Below are 18,446 nucleotides of genomic sequence, written 5' to 3' on the forward strand. Positions count from 1 at the left end.
TACACACAATATTCACCGAGCACTAACATGCCCGCCAACTTGCTTCTATAATCTCGGCTTTGCCTTCGGACTAAGCCTATGTTTGATTATCGCGATGCGACCGCCCCCATTGAAGAACGCGTTAAAAACCTACTCACACAAATGACGCCTGAAGAAAAAATCGGCCAAATGATGGTGCTCCCCTCTAAAGTCGAAGGCAATATCGACAAAATTGAGCAATGGGGTGTCGGCAGTTACTTCCATTGCGCCGGCGACAAAACACAAGAATTGCAACGTCGCGCGGAGAATACTCGTTTAGGCATTCCCATTATTTTTGCGATAGATGCAGTCCACGGTCACTGCTTCGAAAATAACGCCACGGTATTTCCTACCCAACTTGCTGCGTCGTGCTCTTGGGATCACGATGTGATGTACAACATGGGCCGGGTAACAGCTACCGAAGTACGTGGCTGCGGCATTCACTGGACTTTTTCACCGGTGTTATGTGTGGGTCGCGATACACGCTGGGGCCGAATTAACGAAACCTTCGGCGAAGACCCTTGGCTTATTGGCGAAATGGCCACTGCAATAATTAAAGGCTACCAAGGCGACAGCCTAAATGCCGACGACACCGTAATGGCCTGCGCGAAGCATTACGTGGGTTACGGCGAAACTTTAGGCGGGCGCGATGCTTATGAATCCAGCATTTCACAGCGCACCCTGCTTACTCACTTTCTGCCGCCGTTTGAAAAAGCCGTCAAAGAAGGCGGCGTAGCGACACTAATGGCCAGCTATCAATCCATCGATGGCACGCCCTGCTCTGCCGACCCTTGGCTAATGCGCGATATTCCCAAAACGCAATGGGGTATGGATGGCTTTGTGGTGACAGATTGGGACAACGTCGGCGCACTACACGAAAAACAATTTGTTGCTGCCTCTTATGCTGAAGCTGCAAATATCGGTGTCAAAGCAGGCAACGATATGATTATGACAACACTGGCATTTTACGATGCCGCACTAGAGCAACTTAAAAATGGGCAGTTAGAAAGCCATTGGGTTGATGACGCCGTTGCACGTATATTGCGCTATAAATTCAAATTAGGCCTTTTTGATGAGCGCCGCTACTGTGACCTTAGTGCGAAAAAAGAAATCGTCGGCCAACCCGCCCACTGGCAGCATGCCCTCGAAGCTAGCCGCAAAAGCCTTACTCTACTTAAAAATAAAAACAATGCGCTGCCACTAAATGCCGAGCAGCTTAATAAAATATTAGTTGTCGGCCCCAATGCCGACAACGTAAAAGCTCAGCTGGGCGATTGGTCCTTTGGATCTTATCAAGCAGGTGCAACAGACGACAAAATGCACAAAAGCAGTACTGTCACGGTTTTACAAGGCATTAAAACACTGCTTAGCAGCCATAACATTGATACCCCGTACGTACAAGGAGCGCACTGCGCCGATGACGATATCGACAGCATCAGCGAAGCCGTCACTCAAGCGCAGCAAAGCGATGTCCTTATTGCCTGCATAGGCGATACGCTGTCACAACAAGGGGAGTTTCACGACCGCTCCGATTTAAATCTAGGCGGAAAACAACAAGCTCTGCTCGAAGCATTAAAAGCAACAGGCAAGCCATTAATTATTGTTTACATCGCATCAAAACCACTCGCCATTAGCTGGGTAAAAGACAACGCCGATGCGATACTGTGCGCCTTTAATCCTGGCGCCAAAGGCGGTACGGCCATTGCCGAAGCGCTATTTGGCGAGTTCAACCCATCGGGGAAATTAACTATCTCATTTCCTTACAGCGTTGGCCAACTACCCGTTTATTACAACAGCTACCCAGGTTGGCACTCGGTATTATCCGACCGACTCGACGGCGTAGAGCGCTATTTCGATGCTCCCAAAGAGCCTGTTTTCAGCTTTGGCGAAGGGCTTTCGTATACTCAATTTAACTACGCTGACTTACAAATACTTACCCCTAAATTAATAGCAGAACAAACACTGCGTGTATCCGTGCAATTAAGTAACACCGGCGCACGCGAAGGCTGCGAAATTGTTCAACTTTATATTCGCGACCTTTACAGCTCGGTTGTCACCCCTATTAAAAACTTGCGAGCATTCAAACGTGTAACTTTAGCTGCCGGCGAATCGACAGAAGTTATTTTAGAAGTAGCCTACTGGGATTTAGCGCTAATAAATCGCGCACTGGAAAAAGTGGTAGAACCTGGCGAGTTTGAAGTGATGGTGGGTACATCTTCAAAAGATAGTGACTTGTTAAAAGCGCGATTTTGGGTAGAAGACTAAAACCCACATGGCGGTAAATCTTTTGAACATTCCAAGGGTTTACCGCTACTTTATTCTGCACTATCGCCAATATCACCGATAATCGATTCGAGCTCTTCAATCGCCCAACGCAAACTTTGCTCGCTATCGCCCTTAACCGCCGAATCATTTACGCCCTGTGTGAGCTGCTTACGCGCACCCACAATACTAAAACCCTCGTCATAGAGCAGATGGCGAATTTTACGCACCAGCATAATATCTTCATAGGTGTAATAACGGCGATTGCCTCGCCGCTTTTGCGGGTTGAGCACAGAGAATTCCTGCTCCCAGTAACGCAGTACGTGCGCCTTTACTTGGCACAATTCACTAACCTCACTAATCGTAAAATAACGTTTAGTAGGTAGTTCAAAATCATTCAGCGGGGGATGATCGTCCATGGGCATCAATTCTATCGCGAAGCTTTCGCCCCGCTTTAAAGGTCACAACACGGCGCGCTTCGATAGCAAACTCTTCACCCGTTTTAGGGTTGCGCCCCGGGCGAGAGCTTTTATCACGAAGTTCGAAATTGCCAAAACCAGAGATTTTAACCGGCTCGCCATTTTCTAGGGCACTGATAATCTCTTCAAAAAAGCAGTCCACTAACTCCTTTGACTCTTTACGGCTAAAGCCGAGGTCCTGTTGGAGTTTTTCTGCCATTTCCAATTTGGTTAACGAGTGCCCCATATTGCCTCCTAGTGATGACTACCGATAGCGCCAAAGACTAAAAAAATTAACGTAGACATGCACCATAATCTGCAGCCAGCGTTTTTACAACATTATCAACAGCTTGCTGAATTTCTTCGTCTTTTAGCGTACGTTCGTTATGCTGAAAAGTAAGGCTGTAAGCTAGGCTTTTGTGGCCATCCTCTACACCCTGCCCAACATACACATCAAACAACGCTACCGATTTAAAGTACTCGCCAGCAGCGTGCTGTATTGCCACTTCTAACGATGCAGCACTGACGGAATCTGCTACAACCAAGGCTAAATCTCGGCTTACCGCAGGAAAGCGTGATAACGCCTGAAAGGCTGGCACCTTACCGGTTAACAAGGCTTCTAGTGTTAGCTCAAAAACATAGACACTGCCGTTGCAATCCAAAGCTTTTGCCGTAGAAGGATGCAATACACCAACAACCCCGACTCGAGCATCACCCAACATAACTTCGGCACATTGGCCTGGGTGCATATACGGTGCTGGCTGCGCGCTAGGCACAAACGAAAAAGCTGCTTGATTACGAGTAACACCAAGCAGTGCTTCTACATCACCTTTAAGGTCGTAGAAATCGACCTTCTCTTTACCGTGACACCAAGCTGAAGCTTCGCGCGCACCGTACATCAAGCCGGCAATGCGGCGCTCTTGTGGGTAGGCCTGCTCACCTTCACCCTTTTCAAAAACCAAGCCGCTTTCAAAAACGCTTACCCGCGTTTGCTGGCGGTTAAGGTTATAACGCAAGGTTTGCACTAAGCCTGGCAGCAAGCTGGTGCGCATTTCTGCCATATCGGCGCTAATTGGGTTTTTTAGCGCAACAACAGATTTACCCTGCGAAAACTGCTCGTGGACTTTAGGGTCTACAAAGCTATAGGTAATCGCTTCACGGTAACCTCGGGCAACCAAAGCCGCGCTCAAGGCGCGTAGCGATACGCCGTCTTCAGGTGTGGCGGGTAGCTCATTAGCAAATACTGGGGTGCGCGTCGGTAATTTATCGTAGCCATATAAACGCGCTAGCTCTTCAACTAGGTCGGCATCAATCGCGATATCAAAGCGGTAACTTGGCGCAATAAAGTGCCATGCATCATCGGTTTCATCGGTTAACTCTAAGCCTAGGCCGGTTAACATTCGCACCACTTCCGCATCATCTAAACGCAAACCTAATGTTGCTTCTAAACGGTTTTTATTCAGTGCAATAGAGGCAGTCTTGGGCAAATCGTCTGCGTTGAGCGCGCCAAAAACCTCACCCACTGAGCCGCCGCAAATTTCAACAATTAATGCCGTGGCACGCTCTATGGCGGTATTTTGCAAATTGTAATCAACACCGCGTTCAAAGCGATGGGAAGAATCTGTGTGCAAACCGGCGTTGCGCGCACGGCCAGCAATAGCAATGGGCTCAAAAAATGCCGACTCTAGTAATATATCGGTAGTAGCATCACTAACCGCAGAGGCTTTCCCGCCCATTACGCCCGCAAAAGCTAAAGCGCCCACTTCATCAGCGATAACCAACGCATCGCTTTTAAGCGCTACCGTTTGATCATTTAATAACTCGAGCCTTTCACCTTCATTCGCCCAGCGAACAGTAATGCCACCCTGCACTTTTGCGGCATCAAAGGCATGCATTGGCTGACCTAATTCCAGCAAAACATAATTGGTCACATCAACAATAGGGCCCAAGCTTGCAATGCCTGCGCGGCGAAGCTTTTCCACTAACCACAAAGGGCTTTGAGCCGTGCTATTGACGCCCTTAATAATACGGCCAACATATCGCGGGCAAGCTGTGCCTGCCGCTAAAGAAACACCGCGCTTTTCTGAATGCTCGCTGGCAACCTCGGCAATTGTTAGTGCGTTGTATGCACAGTTATTTAGTACCGCTACCTCACGCGCTATACCGCGCAAGCTTAAACAATCGCTGCGATTAGGCGTTAAATCTAATTCCAGAATATTATCATTTAGCTGCAAATAATCCCGCAAATCGGTACCAACAGGAGCATCACTGGCCAATTCCCATAAGCCGCTATCGTCATCACCACAGGCAAGCTCCGTTTGGCCGCACAACATGCCAAACGACTCTACGCCGCGTAACTTGGCTTTTTTGATTTTAAAATCACCCGGCAATTTAGCGCCAATTGTCGCAAACGGAATAACTAAACCTTCGCGGGCATTAGGCGCGCCACACACAACTTGTTTAATACCCTCGGCATGGCCTTCTACCTGACAAACGCGCAATTTTTCTGCATCGGGGTGTGGCGCAACAGCAACAATTTTGCCTACGACTACACCGCTAAACTCTCCGGCTACTGGCTCTACAGCATCAACTTCTAAACCCGCCATAGTGACCTGCGCCACCAATGCTGCGGTATCTATTTCGGGGTTAACCCACTCTCGCAACCAGGATTCACTGATTTTCATAATTTCTATCCAATTCTAATATTCTTTAAAAGGCGACTTTACAATTAAAACTGCTGGAGAAAATCCAAGTCATTTTCAAAGAACATGCGTAAATCTTTTATGCCGTAACGCAGCATCGCCAAGCGCTCTACTCCCATACCAAAAGCAAAGCCGGACACTTTTTCAGGGTCTAAATCACAGGCCCTAAAAACGTTAGGATGGACCATGCCGCAACCGCCCACTTCGAGCCAGCCCGTTTGTTTACACACGCGGCAACCTTCGCCACTGCAGTGCGTACACTGAATATCCATTTCGGCAGATGGCTCTGTAAAAGGAAAATAAGATGGCCGAAAACGTACAGGAACATCAGCCTCGAAGAACGTGCGCAAGAATTGAGCAACCACGCCTTTTAGGTCAGCAAAGCTGACATTTTCATCAACAACTAAACCTTCTACCTGATGAAACATCGGCGTATGGGTAAGGTCGGAATCGCAGCGATACACACGGCCAGGACAAATCACTTTAAGTGGCCCACTGCGGTTTAGCATGGTGCGAATTTGCACCGGTGACGTATGCGTACGCAGTACGTGGCGCTCATCAACATAAAACGTATCGTGCATTGCGCGCGCAGGATGGTGCGAGGGAATATTCAACGCTTCGAAATTATGGAAGTCGTCTTCGACCTCTGGCCCCTGCTCTACGCTATAACCGGCGCATACAAAAATATCTTCGATGCGATTTAACGTATGGGTAACTGGATGCAAGCTGCCGCGCTCGGCATGGCGGCCAGGCAAAGTAACATCGAGTGTTTCAGCTGCAAGTTTGGCATTAATAGCCGCCTTTTCGAGGTCGGCTTTGCGCTCGTTAATAGCGTTTTGCACTTGCACTTTGGCTTCGTTAATTTGTGCACCTGCTGCTGGGCGTTCCTCAGCCGATAACTTGCCCAAAGATTTTAACTGCGCTGTGATTTGCCCTTTTTTACCTAAGTAATCAACGCGGATTTCATCCAGCGCAGCTAAGTCATTCGCATCAGCGACCAATTTGAGAGCTGCTACCGTCAGCTCAGCGAGGTTTTCCATATAGTTTTCCAAAAATCGTAGGAAATGAAAGATAAACGAGAGCGAGATTTTACCCGTAAATAACCCGGCTGTGGGGGCTATATAAGGATCAACTCTGCATTTGATGGGGAGTTAGCGGTTTGTTGGCATAAAAAAAGGGGAACAGCCGAAGCGGTTCCCCTTTTTTACAACAATCAAGTCAGCAAAATGGCCTTAAGCCGTTAATGCTTCCTTGGCTTTTGCAACAATTGCAGCAAAAGCAGATTTGTCGTGAACAGCAAGGTCTGCTAATACGCGACGATCCAGTGCAATCTCAGCCTTTTTCAAGCCTGCGATTAAACGACTGTAGCTCAAGCCTTCAGCACGAGACTGGGCATTGATACGTGTAATCCAAAGCGCACGGAAGTTACGCTTGTTTACACGACGGTCACGATAGGCATATTGGCCTGCTTTGATAACAGCTTGCTTAGCAACGCGGAATACGCGTGAACGCGCACCATAATAACCTTTAGCTGCTTTTAATACTTTTTTGTGTCGACGATTGGCCTGAACACCACGTTTTACACGCGCCATAAATAATTCCTCTAAAAAATGATTGTGGAAGCGCTAGGGCTTAGCAAGACCTAAACATACGATCTACTAATGGAGCATCTGCAGCATTCAGTACGCTAGTACCGCGCAACTGACGCTTACGCTTTGTAGTCATTTTTGTAAGGATGTGGCTTTTGTTAGCGTGCTTGTGTTTGTAACCAGCAGCCGTCTTTTTGAAGCGCTTGGCAGCGCCACTGTGTACTTTAGCTTTTGACATAATAAATCTCCGGTCGGCTTGTGCCGATTTTACGGTTCTCTTTTTAAAGAAATAAGGCAGCTAAAAAGCCCTATTACTTTTTCTTTTTGGGGGCAATAACCATAATCAACTGACGCCCTTCCATTTTAGCGTGCTGCTCTACGGTGCCTATTTCATCCAAGTCTTTGGCGATGCGATGCATCATTTCCATACCTAATTCTTGGTGGGCGAGCTCTCGGCCACGGTAACGTAAAGATACCTTGGCTTTATCCCCCTGCTCTAAGAAACGAGTAAGGTTGCGCAACTTCACTTGGTAGTCGCCATCCTCTGTTCCTGGACGGAACTTCATTTCTTTAATCTGTTGCTGCTTCTGCTTTTTCTTCGCAGCCGCTTTTTGTTTCTTCAATTCGAAGAGGTGCTTACCATAATCCATGATCTTGCACACAACGGGCTCTGCGTCTGGAGCAATTGCCACAAGGTCAAGTGTGGCGGCTTTTGCGGCTTCAAGTGCTTCTTCTAGAGAAACGACACCTACCTGTTCGCCGTCCGCCCCAACCAATCTTACTTCTGATGCTTCAATCTGATCGTTGATAGCAGCTTTCTTTTGACGACTTTTTCCGTTGCCTGCGCGATTGTTAATAGTAGTTCTCTCCAAATAATTAAAAAATAAAGGTGTTTTCAGCCAAAGCGCGTATTAAGAATCTGATACTTCTTCAATACGCCCTCTTCGGGCCACTGCTGCTGCGAGAGTTTGTTCAAACGCAGCTAAAGACAGCGTACCAAGATCTTCACCTTGCCATGATCGCACTGCGACGGTACCGTCGGTTACCTCTTGATCACCAACGACCAAAAGATAAGGAATGCGCGAAATTGTGTGCTCGCGGATTTTAAAGCCGATCTTTTCATTTCTCAAGTCAGCAATCGCACGATAACCCTTGTTTTGCAACGTTTTTTCAATATTTGTCGCATATTCGGCCTGTCGATCAGTAATATTCATGATTACGACCTGCTCTGGCGCCAACCACGGAGGGAAAGCACCCTCGTAGTTTTCGATCAAAATACCGATAAAACGCTCAAACGAACCCAGTATTGCACGGTGTAACATGACAGGTACTTGGCGAGAACCATCCTCCGCCACATACTGCGCACTCAAGCGCCCCGGCATCGAGAAATCCACCTGAATCGTACCGCACTGCCATACTCGGCCAATGCAATCTTTCAAAGAAAACTCAATTTTAGGGCCATAAAATGCGCCTTCACCCGGCAAGTACTCAAAAGCTAAGCCTTTGGCATCCAAAGCATCAGCCAATGCCTTTTCGGCTTTATCCCATACCTCATCACTACCTACACGCTGCTCTGGGCGCGTAGACAAACGAATGATAACGTCAGTGAAACCAAAGTCGGCATACACTTTATAGAGCAAGTCGGTAAATGTTGCCACTTCGTCCTGGATAGCCTCTTCAGCGCAGAAGATATGGGCATCATCCTGAACAAAGCCACGTACCCGCATAATCCCCTGCAAAGAGCCCGAGGCTTCGTTGCGGTGACAAGAGCCAAACTCAGCCAAACGCAAGGGCAGGTCGCGGTAGCTTTTTAAGCCCTGGTTAAACACCTGCACGTGGCATGGGCAGTTCATCGGCTTAACCGCCAAATCACGACCTTCCGACTCAACGGTGAACATGCCATCGCGGAATTTATCCCAATGGCCAGACTTTTCCCACAAGGTGCGATCGACAATTTGCGGGGTTTTGATTTCTTGATAGCCATTCAAGCGCTGTACTTCGCGCATGTACTTTTCTAGCTCGCTATAAATAGCCCAGCCGCGCGGGTGCCAAAAAACCATGCCCGGCGCTTCTTCTTGCAAATGGAACAAGTCCATTTTTTTCCCGATTTTTCGGTGGTCACGCTTGGCGGCCTCTTCCATCAGCTTCATATGGGCTTTTAGCGCTTTTTTATCACCAAACGCCGTGCCATATACACGCTGTAACATTTTGTTATCTGAGTCGCCACGCCAATAGGCGCCCGATACGCGCGTTAACTTAAAGTGATGACAAAAGCCCATGTGCGGCACATGTGGGCCACGACACATATCCACATATTCTTCGTGGTGGTATAGGCCTGGCTGGGCATCCTGCGGAATATCGCGGTCCAGAATTTCCAGTTTGTATGGCTCACCACGATCCTCAAAGGTATCACGAGCCTTTTGCCAGCTAACAACTTTCTTCTCAACGGCATAACCGGTTTTAGCTAACTCGAGCATGCGCGCTTCTAACTTAAGAACATCCTCATCGGTCAGCATGTGCTCCAAATCGATGTCGTAATAAAAGCCGTTTTCGATGGTTGGCCCAATAGCCATTTTCACATCAGGCCACAACTGCTTAATAGCATGGCCTAACAAGTGCGCGCACGAGTGGCGAATAATTTCCAAGCCATCGGCATCGCGCGCCGTATAAATGGTTAATTCAGCATCTTCGGTGATCAAATCGCAGGCATCAACACGCTGACCATTTACATTGCCAGCAATGGTAGCTTTCGCCAAACCAGGGCCAATATCGGCAGCAACATCAAGCGTAGAAACAGGGTGATCAAATTGACGAACGGAGCCGTCTGGAAGCGTAATCGCAGGCATGTACAGTATCCTAGTTCAGTGGTGGCCCCTACTAAAGGCCACGTGAAAGTAAAAACGCCCCGCAAAATACGAGGCGTACAGAATTTTAGAGGTGCGCAGTATACGCAGGTATTAAACAGAGATAAAGCACACCCCCACGAGCGGGCACGCCCCTTAGTCTTCACCATTGCAGCCTCAGACTCTATGAGCACCGAAGGCGCTGTCCGCTATAAACTGGGTAATCTCAAAACAGGGGGTTAAATCATCCTGTAGGTATATATTAGAGAAGGATGGCCTGACAATCTCTACACAACCACTCCGGATACTAACGAGACTGTAGAAAAATGCGGTTGAACACCGCCCCAACCTTTCTCGCGATTCAATTTTTTGAGCTATTCAACGTTCAACTAACCAGATTTCTTTTGGAAACTTACAAGGCCATTCCTTGACAAGCTAACGATTCAGCTACCGCCCAAAGCATTAATCACATAAGTCGAAATCTTACGAGCCGCCTTTCTCTTATATTTTTGAGTATCCGACAGTATTGAGATATTTCTTTTTTCGTTAAACTCAACCTTCTCACTCACAACCAACTTCCCATCAGCATAAATCTCATAATTAACAAAAAACGAAGCCTGCATTTTCATAGGGGCTGTACCAAGAGTTAGCGTCTCCACGGCAAACTCAGCATACCCTCGACCAGAACCTGACAGCCCCATCCGTATTATGACATTTACCCCATCTTTAATTTGGCGACCAGTAGCCCTTGAAAAAGTTAAACCCTCCTCAACAAAATTTGAATATATTTCTTGCTTAAGATAGTGCTTCTTTAATCTCTTCCCTTTCTCTTTGCAGTGCTTCCAAAAACATCCCGGATAATATGTATCTTGAGTCACACGGCTATCATCAATAAAAATTTGTATTCCTTCAGCAAGAGCACCGACAGGTAACATAAATAACAACAAAAGAAATAAGGGTGTTTTCAAAATGCATTCCTTAACAATAATTGCAAGAGTCTAGTGATTTGACAGTAAAGTCGAAGCTTACATGTGCGTTCTCACACCCCCTACCCCAAAGCCTCCCCCACCAACCCCTGCACTTTATCCGCCGCCTGGGCCAATATCGCGTGAATATCCGCAAGCGTAATGGCTTGCTCGCTCAACCCTGCCCCCCAGTTGGCCACAATACATACAGAGCCGTAAGCAATACCTAACTCGCGGGCTAATGCGGCCTCGGGCATGGCTGTCATTCCCACAAGGGTATTGCCATCGCGTTTTAATCGGGCAATTTCAGCTGCTGTTTCTAGCCTTGGGCCTTGCGTACAGGCATAACAACCCTCACCAAGTACGGGTAAAGCAATGGACTTGGCGGCCTGTAGTAATAGTTGAATAAGATCAGGGCTGTAAGGCTCGGCAAATTCGACATGGTTAATCTCGTCGGTGAGCACATCGGCAAATGTGTGTTCGCGACCATAGCTGTAATCGATAATTTGATTGGGAATAACAATCGCACCGGGGCCACAATCATCGCCAATACCACCAACAGCGTTAACGGCAATAATACGGTCAACACCTAATGATTTAAGCGCCCAAATATTCGCACGGTAATTAATTTTATGTGGCGGCACTTTATGCCCATCGCCGTGGCGCATCATAAAAATAACGGGCTTGCCAGCAACCTGTCCTTTTTGTAAGCCGGCTACATTGCCGTAGGGCGTGTTAAGGGTAAGCATTTCCACATCTGCTAAATTATTCAGATGATAAAAGCCAGAGCCGCCAATAACGGCGGTAATGCCTTCAGAGTTAGAGTATGGGGCTGAGGGACTTAGAGAGCTGGGGGAGTTTGCGTCAGTCACAGGCTTTTACCGCTAGAAAATTAGGCGGCCATTATAACAAGCACTAACACAAATGCGATGCAGCCCTAACGCTGCGACTTACTCTTCATCTGCTGGGTCTTCGTCGCCAATAATCATGTCGCCACCGGCATCTTTAGCGCGGTGCAGGCATTGGTAGGCGTTATTAACCAACTCATCAAAGCCGTCTTCGCCTGTTTTTTCTACGCGGCTCGCCACCCCAGCACTAAAGCGTACCGCTATTTTATGGCCATCCCACACTGCGGGCTCGCTAGAGATCAGCTGCCCCATGCGCTCAATTAACGCGCAGGCTTTTTCGTTACTCAAGCCTACGAGCAAAACATAAAACTCTTGGCCGTCGGCCCGCGCCACCAAAAAGCGGTCTAGCGTGTGATCTAACCGCTGGGCTACTTGCTGCATTACAGCATCGCCCGCCTCGTTGCCGAAGGTTTCATTAACATATTTGAAATTATCCAAATCGATAACGGCCAATGCAGCAGGGGTATTTTTCTCTTGTGCGGCCAACCAGTCTTGCAGACCCTTTTCGAAAAAGTAGTAGCGGTTGTATACACCGGTATAATAATCGCGCCGCGCGGCATCGCGAATTTGCTCGATCATTTCTACCTGCTCAACATTGTGCGTAATACGGCAGAAGAATTCTTCGTGATTAAAGGGCTTTTTAATAAAATCGTTAGCGCCCGCTTTAATGAAGCGCGCGGTTAAATGGCCGTCACCTTCCGAAGATATACCCACGATCACCAATTCCGATTTTACATACTTAACACGCAAATTTTGCACTAATTCAAAGCCATCCATACGCGGCATATTGTAATCGGTTATCAGCATTTTAATGCTTGGGTTGTCGAGCAATACTTTAATAGCCTCGACTCCATCTTTTGCCTCTAGTACTTGATAGCGATGCAGCTTCATCATGCCCACAATAATTTTGCGACTAGTCAGCGAATCGTCTACCACCAGAACCTGAACGCTCTCGTTTTTAATTAAGCGGTGTACAAGGTTGCAAGCGTATAAATAAGAAAAGCGCCCCTCTTTGGTCACGTAATCCACAATGCCTTTCGCTAACAGGGATTCTCGGCGGGCGGAATCGAAGGAGCCGGTCAGTACGATGGTAGGAATTTTAAGGGAGAGTGTGTAATCGACAATTTCGCCGTTAGGAGCGTCAGGAAGGGATAAGTCCACCATGGCGGCGAAAATGTCGCTGCCATGCTCAGCTATCACCGCTTTAGCCTCTGCTAAGGTTTCGGCATACAACGGCTGGAATAGCGATGTTTGTTTGACCACATGTTTGATAACGCGCATAACCATGCTGCTATCTTCTACGATCAATACTTTCTTCATGATCTACACCCAAAAACATTCATCTTTTGAGTGTAGACCAGCACTAATCAGAGTACCGCATTAGTGCACGTAATCATAAAGCTTAACGGCGGCCGCGAGACTGACTGCGACCACGACCATTGCCACCGCGCCCACCGCCTCCTTGTGGGCGGCGCTTTTGCTGCACCGGCAAGGGGCTCTGCGGCTCGGGCAGTGTAGCTAATAAAGCCTCCGGGGGGACTTCGCTGGTAATCTTTTTGCCCAGTAACTCCTCGATAGCCGGCAAACGAAAAGAGTCGTCTTCGCAAGCAAAGCTCACCGAGCTACCACTGCTGCCAGCGCGCCCGGTGCGGCCAATACGGTGCACGTAATCTTCGGGTTCTTCTGGCAGGGTATAGTTAACAACGTGGGTTACATCATTAATATGAATCCCACGGCCGGCTACATCGGTGGCAACCATTACATTTAGCTTGCCATTTTTAAAGGCATCTAAGGTTTTGACACGCTTGTTTTGGTCGATTTCACCACTGAGCAAGCCAACCTTCACACCGTACGCATTCAGGTAATCGTAAAGTTTACGGCACTCGTCACGGCGATTTGCAAACACCATGGTCGAATCAAACCCCGTTGAATTCAGCAAGTTGTATAGCAGCGTGAACTTCTCGTCCCCTGCGACCATATACACGTGCTGCTCGACGTTATCGGTCGCGACAGATTCTGGCGCAATCTCTACATTTTTGGCCTCGTGCATCCATTGCTCCGACAGGCGTACAACCTCATCGGTAAATGTGGCCGAAAACATCAGCGTTTGGCGGTGGGTTTTGCGCGGTGTGTAACGCACGATTTGGCGCATTTGTGGAATAAAGCCCATGTCGAGCATGCGATCGGCTTCGTCTATCACCAACAATTCGACAGTATCGAGATGGACATCCTGACGCTCACGAAAATCCAGCATGCGCCCGGGTGTCGCTACGAGGATATCGACAAATTCGTTATGCAAATGATCGCGCTGCTTTTGGTAATCCATACCACCAACAAGCGTGTGAATTTTTAAGTCTGTGTATTTGCTAAGTAGCTTGGCGTCTTCGGCAATTTGAATCACCAACTCACGGGTAGGGGCCACAATTAAAGCCCTAGCCTCACCAGCATAACGCTCTTCTGGCGGCGGTGTTTTGAGCAGATCATCAATAACGCGAATCAAAAAAGCGGCTGTTTTCCCCGTCCCTGTTTGGGCTTTGCCCAGTACATCGTAACCGGCTAGGCTTAGCGGTAGCGATTGCGCTTGAATTGGCGAGCAGTGCTCAAACCCTAAATCATCAATAGCGCGCAACAATTGCGGCTCAAGGCCAAATTCGGCAAAACGCCTTTTTACCGCTGGGGCAGGCTCGGCCGCTACAGCTGGCTCAACTGCTGCGGTTTCAACGGATGCAGTGTTTGCAGTGGCGGCATCTTGGGCAGCCATTTGCGTATCTTGTTGAGAGGGGGTTGAATCTGTGCTCAAAGAAAAACCTACTGATAACGTGATAAAGCTGCCGAGTGTATCACGATTGCTTAAAAGGCCGTCACTCTAAGGTATTAAACTCGGCAAGCCATGCCCCAAAAACGGGTCAAAAATGTAAGCGTAAACCCCCTCCAACCCAGCATGCAATAAAGCTTAAATAATGTATTGCACGCGCGTGGATTGAATGATAAAAAGCGTGAAAACCCCAGCACGACTGAGCCTTCAGCCACTAAGCACTGGGTGCCCAAGCCATCTCAGCAGCAATTGCCCCGCGAGTGTCGCAAGCACAACGACTTACGCTCTCAGTTTCTTTTAGCTATTCATCACGGCTTGTCTACCAATGAACAAAACTTTAATTGTTACCGACGAATGGGACCTACTCACCAATGTCCCTGAAGTATGCGCTATTAGCTTCGAGCAATACCTTGCCGACTACCCTAAAGTTAACGAGCGCAAAACCCGCGTTATTAACCTTTGCGATACAGGCTTGTATTTAAGCCAGGGCTATTATTGCTCTTTGCTGGCAGAAGCGCGCCAACACGCGGTGCTGCCCAGCGTTAAAACAATTAACGAATTGCGCGAATTTGGTAATGGCGCACGCGCCACCTTTGCTCCACTTAAAAAGTATGGCCTGCATAATACCGATGCGGCTTTGTTTTCGCAGCCGCAATTAGTTTTTTTTGGCCGCAGTGCACACCCGCAATTAAGCGCTGTTAGCAAGCGCTTATTCCAACAATACCCAACCCCCATTTTGCGCTTAAGCCTTAGCCAAGAAGCCGACGGTATTACTGCATCGGTAGAACGGCTTGCCATTAACCAGCTTAACGATCAAGAAAAAACACGCTTTCGCGAGGAACTCATTCGCTATATGGAAGGCTCTTGGTTACGCTCGCCAGCTACGCGCACCTTGCGCTGGGAAATGGGCATATTAGTTAACCCAGACGAAGCCCACCCACCAAGCGATAAAGAGGCCATAAAACGCTTTATTAAAGCTGCAGCCAAACAAGGGATTCACGCGCAAACCATTACCGCAGCACAGGCAGAGCAAGTAGGCCAATTTGATGCTTTATTTATTCGTGAAACAACAGCCATTGACCACCATACCTACCGCATTGCAACGCGTGCCGAGCGCGAAGGCGTTGTTGTTATCGACGACCCAACATCCATCCTGCGCTGCTGCAATAAAGTGTATCTGCACGATGCTTTTAGCTATAACAACATACCGGCGCCGCGCACCCGTATTATTGCCTCGGCTAATGATGCGCAGCTAGACGAAATTGAAGCACTTTACGGCTACCCGATGGTATTAAAAATGCCTGAAGGGTCGTTTTCGATTGGCGTTTACAAAGTAAAAGATCGCAGCGAATTAAAACGCCAAGTCGAATCGCTACTTAAAGAAAGCGCCCTAGTCTTGGTACAGGAATATTTATATACCGAATACGACTGGCGCATTGGTGTGCTAAATGGCCGCGCAATTTACGCCTGCAAATATTTAATGGCGCGCGGGCACTGGCAAATATACAACCACGGTGCAGGCCAGCGTAATATCTCTGGCGGGTTTGAAACACTGCCTACATTTGAAGTCCCAAAAGCCGTATTAAGCGCCGCGCTAAAAGCGGCCAATATGATTGGCAATGGCTTATACGGTGTAGATATTAAACAACAAGGCAGACACGTCTATGTTATTGAGGTGAACGATAACCCCAGCATTGACCATAAAGTTGAAGATGCCTTTTTAGGCAACGAGCTTTACATGCAGGTAATGGCAGAATTTAGCCGCCGGTTAGAACAACGCGGCCGATAAGTAACAGCTATGTAACAACGGCTACTGCGGCAGTAGCCTGAATGTTAGTGCATAAAAAACAAGACAATCTCAACCGCAATCAAGATAATAATAATCCATTCTAAAAATGACGAGTGCTTATGGTTTTGCTCGCTCGCTAATATTTCGAGCAATTCGTGAATGGCTTCTAGCTTTCGATTTAATAGCTCTGTTCTAGGCACAAGTTCTAAATACTTTGCCACCTGCAAATAGTTAGCTTCTAGCTCGGGGTAATCCCAAAAAAACTCTGGCGTATCTAGCAAACCAAAATGCAATAAAATATCACTGCGGGTTTCAAATAATAGACCGCGCCGGCGGGCCAGCTGTTGGCGAGACAACGGAATTCGACCCGATGCAGCCAAGGTACGTGAAAGTGCTCGGTTTTCTAAAATAACGCGCTGTGCCTCTTCCTCTAAACCGTTTAATTTTACCGATTGCGCAAACGCATGGCTTACCGCTAAGCGCGCCAATACTTCGTGTGTATTTAACGCTAAGCGATCGGCATGAATGCGAAAAGTTGCTTCACTGTCGAGCGTAAATTGGTATTGCTCTGGCTTAACATCATTAACCGGCTCGTCAACCATTTGGTTTAATTGCATGCGTAGCTGCAAACCATCATGTTCGGGTACACCCCAAAAAACCGCGACGCCATAATCAAACAGCCAGACCTCACCTAAGGGTAAACTGATTTGCATAGCGTCTTTATAACGGCAACTTTTGTATTGTTCTAAAAGCTGCTGCTGGGTTTCTGGCTGCTTAAACTCACGCCCTAATACCCACAACTCAATACGGTCATGCTGAAATTCGATCTCGGCCACGCGGGGCTATCCTCTTAAAATATAAAAACAATGGGTAACATTGCCATAATGGCCAACGTCTGATGGTTTACAGTTATCGCTCTGTAGATTTATGTTTTACAGGCCTATGCACCACTACAGCTGCGCGCAATTTATCGCGGCCGTAGCTCGACATTTTTTCAAAATCATCCAAGGCAATAGGCACGTGTTGGCAGTCTAGGGCGGATTGTTCTTCTTCGTCTAAATCCGGGTCGTGAACATATAAACAACGTTCATCAACAGCCGTAATTAAAACCCAGTGCGGTGTTTTTTTATTATCCAAACGATAAGTACTAATAAGTACTAATACCGCATACCCTTGCGCTACAAATTTTTTAAGCGCGCAAGCATCCAACGCCGAGTAATGAATATTTAAACCCGCCTTAAGTGCTTTGCTTTTAAAGTCTGCATCCACATCGGCAATTAACGCTTTTTTATGCTCTACCCGAACACCACCAACAAATAAGGGTTCGTCAGTACTGATGTAGCACGCTGTAGCAAAACCGCGTTTATGTGCTGCCAAAGCAAGGCCTATAGGGTGGCAACCCCCGTGACCGGACGTCATAAAAATAGTGGTCGCCTCGCGCCAAATATCAAGCTCGGTGCTGCGGCTAGGTAATATGGCGACATCAAGACCTGCCATTGCCATCATTAAAGATGCTGGCCCACAAGTGAACTCTGTCGTTTGGCGATACCAAGGGGCAGGCAATACTTGGTGAGATTCGCGCGGGTGGCGAATGCGCTTTTGCATTCGCAGCGCATCTTCGGCATCTTCGTAATATTCGCTGTATTCACCAAACGTGCGGTAACCCAACTGCTGATACAAACCAATAGCGGCATCATTATGCTTGGCTACTTCAAGGCGCATAAATAACCGCCCTTTATCGGCGGCGCCCACTTCCAGCGCCATTACTAACCGTTTGGCAACGCCTTTGCCACGGCATGCGGGCAATAACGCCAAGGAATATAACCGTGCATGGCGCGTGCCTTTATGCAGTAATACCAAGCCGTAACCGGCAACCTCACCATTTAACTTGGCAACACAAAAAATGCCATTACTTGCACCCAGCCAATGTTTAATTCGGCGACGGCTTAAACGGTCGTGTTTGAAGCAAGTATTTTCGATGGCGATTAAGGCATCTAAATCAGCGGGTTCCGCAAGGCAAATAATCACCACTGCAGGAGGAGGTTCAATGCTTTTAGAGGGGGAATGCTTGCAGGTACAGCGTTCTTTTTGTTCAAC

Annotated in this window: 16 protein-coding genes; 2 read left to right on the plus strand and 14 right to left on the minus strand. The window is 47.8% G+C overall.

The features are described from left to right. The first annotated feature begins 78 nt into the window (after positions 1-78). Positions 79-2,283 (plus strand): glycoside hydrolase family 3 N-terminal domain-containing protein, encoded by a 2,205-nt coding sequence (locus MARGE09_RS18970; protein WP_236984712.1) that lies wholly within the window; start codon positions 79-81, stop codon positions 2,281-2,283. A gap of 50 nt (positions 2,284-2,333) precedes the next feature. On the opposite strand, the gene MARGE09_RS18975 is transcribed toward MARGE09_RS18970, so the two are convergent. From MARGE09_RS18975 to rhlB, 12 genes are all read right to left on the minus strand, one after another. Beyond that, a complete protein-coding gene (locus tag MARGE09_RS18975; protein ID WP_236984713.1) occupies positions 2,334-2,699 on the minus strand; it encodes a MerR family transcriptional regulator in 366 nt (121 codons plus the stop codon). Continuing rightward, on the minus strand, positions 2,674-2,985 hold the full coding sequence (locus tag MARGE09_RS18980; protein WP_236984714.1) for an integration host factor subunit alpha: 312 nt from the start codon (positions 2,983-2,985) through the stop codon (positions 2,674-2,676). Before MARGE09_RS18980 ends, MARGE09_RS18975 begins: the two co-directional genes overlap by 26 nt. 46 nt (positions 2,986-3,031) lie before the next feature. Beyond that, on the minus strand, positions 3,032-5,422 hold the full coding sequence (gene pheT / locus MARGE09_RS18985; RefSeq protein ID WP_236984715.1) for a phenylalanine--tRNA ligase subunit beta: 2,391 nt from the start codon (positions 5,420-5,422) through the stop codon (positions 3,032-3,034). A 44-nt stretch (positions 5,423-5,466) separates the two neighbouring features. After that, positions 5,467-6,480 carry a phenylalanine--tRNA ligase subunit alpha gene (pheS, locus tag MARGE09_RS18990; RefSeq protein ID WP_236984716.1) on the minus strand — a complete coding sequence of 338 codons (1,014 nt, stop codon included), beginning with the start codon at positions 6,478-6,480 and terminating at the stop codon, positions 5,467-5,469. Between the two features lie 192 nt (positions 6,481-6,672). Continuing rightward, on the minus strand, positions 6,673-7,032 hold the full coding sequence (gene rplT, locus MARGE09_RS18995) for a 50S ribosomal protein L20 (protein ID WP_236984717.1): 360 nt from the start codon (positions 7,030-7,032) through the stop codon (positions 6,673-6,675). 40 nt (positions 7,033-7,072) lie between these two features. Then, positions 7,073-7,267 (minus strand): 50S ribosomal protein L35, encoded by a 195-nt coding sequence (gene rpmI, locus MARGE09_RS19000; RefSeq protein ID WP_236984718.1) that lies wholly within the window; start codon positions 7,265-7,267, stop codon positions 7,073-7,075. 73 nt (positions 7,268-7,340) lie between these two features. Continuing rightward, positions 7,341-7,901, minus strand: a complete 561-nt coding sequence (gene infC / locus MARGE09_RS19005; RefSeq protein WP_255711738.1) for a translation initiation factor IF-3 — start codon at positions 7,899-7,901, stop codon at positions 7,341-7,343. Between the two features lie 39 nt (positions 7,902-7,940). Beyond that, positions 7,941-9,875, minus strand: coding sequence for a threonine--tRNA ligase (gene thrS, locus MARGE09_RS19010; protein WP_236984719.1), 1,935 nt, complete (start codon positions 9,873-9,875; stop codon positions 7,941-7,943). A 440-nt stretch (positions 9,876-10,315) separates the two neighbouring features. Next, positions 10,316-10,840 carry a hypothetical protein gene (locus tag MARGE09_RS19015; RefSeq protein ID WP_236984720.1) on the minus strand — a complete coding sequence of 175 codons (525 nt, stop codon included), beginning with the start codon at positions 10,838-10,840 and terminating at the stop codon, positions 10,316-10,318. 80 nt (positions 10,841-10,920) lie between these two features. After that, the gene (locus MARGE09_RS19020) at positions 10,921-11,709 is read right to left on the minus strand and encodes an S-methyl-5'-thioinosine phosphorylase (RefSeq protein ID WP_236984721.1); all 789 of its coding nucleotides are present in this window, start codon (positions 11,707-11,709) and stop codon (positions 10,921-10,923) included. 78 nt (positions 11,710-11,787) lie between these two features. Next, positions 11,788-13,065: a response regulator gene (locus tag MARGE09_RS19025; protein WP_236984722.1), complete on the minus strand. Its 1,278-nt coding sequence runs from the start codon at positions 13,063-13,065 to the stop codon at positions 11,788-11,790. A gap of 82 nt (positions 13,066-13,147) precedes the next feature. Further along, positions 13,148-14,506 carry an ATP-dependent RNA helicase RhlB gene (gene rhlB / locus MARGE09_RS19030; RefSeq protein ID WP_420828106.1) on the minus strand — a complete coding sequence of 453 codons (1,359 nt, stop codon included), beginning with the start codon at positions 14,504-14,506 and terminating at the stop codon, positions 13,148-13,150. A 379-nt stretch (positions 14,507-14,885) separates the two neighbouring features. Between rhlB and MARGE09_RS19035 the strand changes: the two genes are divergently transcribed. Next, positions 14,886-16,349 (plus strand): RimK family protein, encoded by a 1,464-nt coding sequence (locus MARGE09_RS19035; protein WP_236984724.1) that lies wholly within the window; start codon positions 14,886-14,888, stop codon positions 16,347-16,349. A gap of 44 nt (positions 16,350-16,393) precedes the next feature. On the opposite strand, the gene MARGE09_RS19040 is transcribed toward MARGE09_RS19035, so the two are convergent. Continuing rightward, positions 16,394-17,185, minus strand: coding sequence for an RMD1 family protein (locus MARGE09_RS19040; RefSeq protein WP_236984725.1), 792 nt, complete (start codon positions 17,183-17,185; stop codon positions 16,394-16,396). A 73-nt stretch (positions 17,186-17,258) separates the two neighbouring features. Further along, the gene (locus tag MARGE09_RS19045; protein ID WP_236984726.1) at positions 17,259-18,380 is read right to left on the minus strand and encodes a GNAT family N-acetyltransferase/peptidase C39 family protein; all 1,122 of its coding nucleotides are present in this window, start codon (positions 18,378-18,380) and stop codon (positions 17,259-17,261) included. Positions 18,381-18,446 lie beyond the last annotated feature (66 nt).

Origin of the sequence: Marinagarivorans cellulosilyticus (assembly GCF_021655555.1) — a bacterium.
GTDB lineage: Bacteria > Pseudomonadota > Gammaproteobacteria > Pseudomonadales > Cellvibrionaceae > Marinagarivorans > Marinagarivorans cellulosilyticus.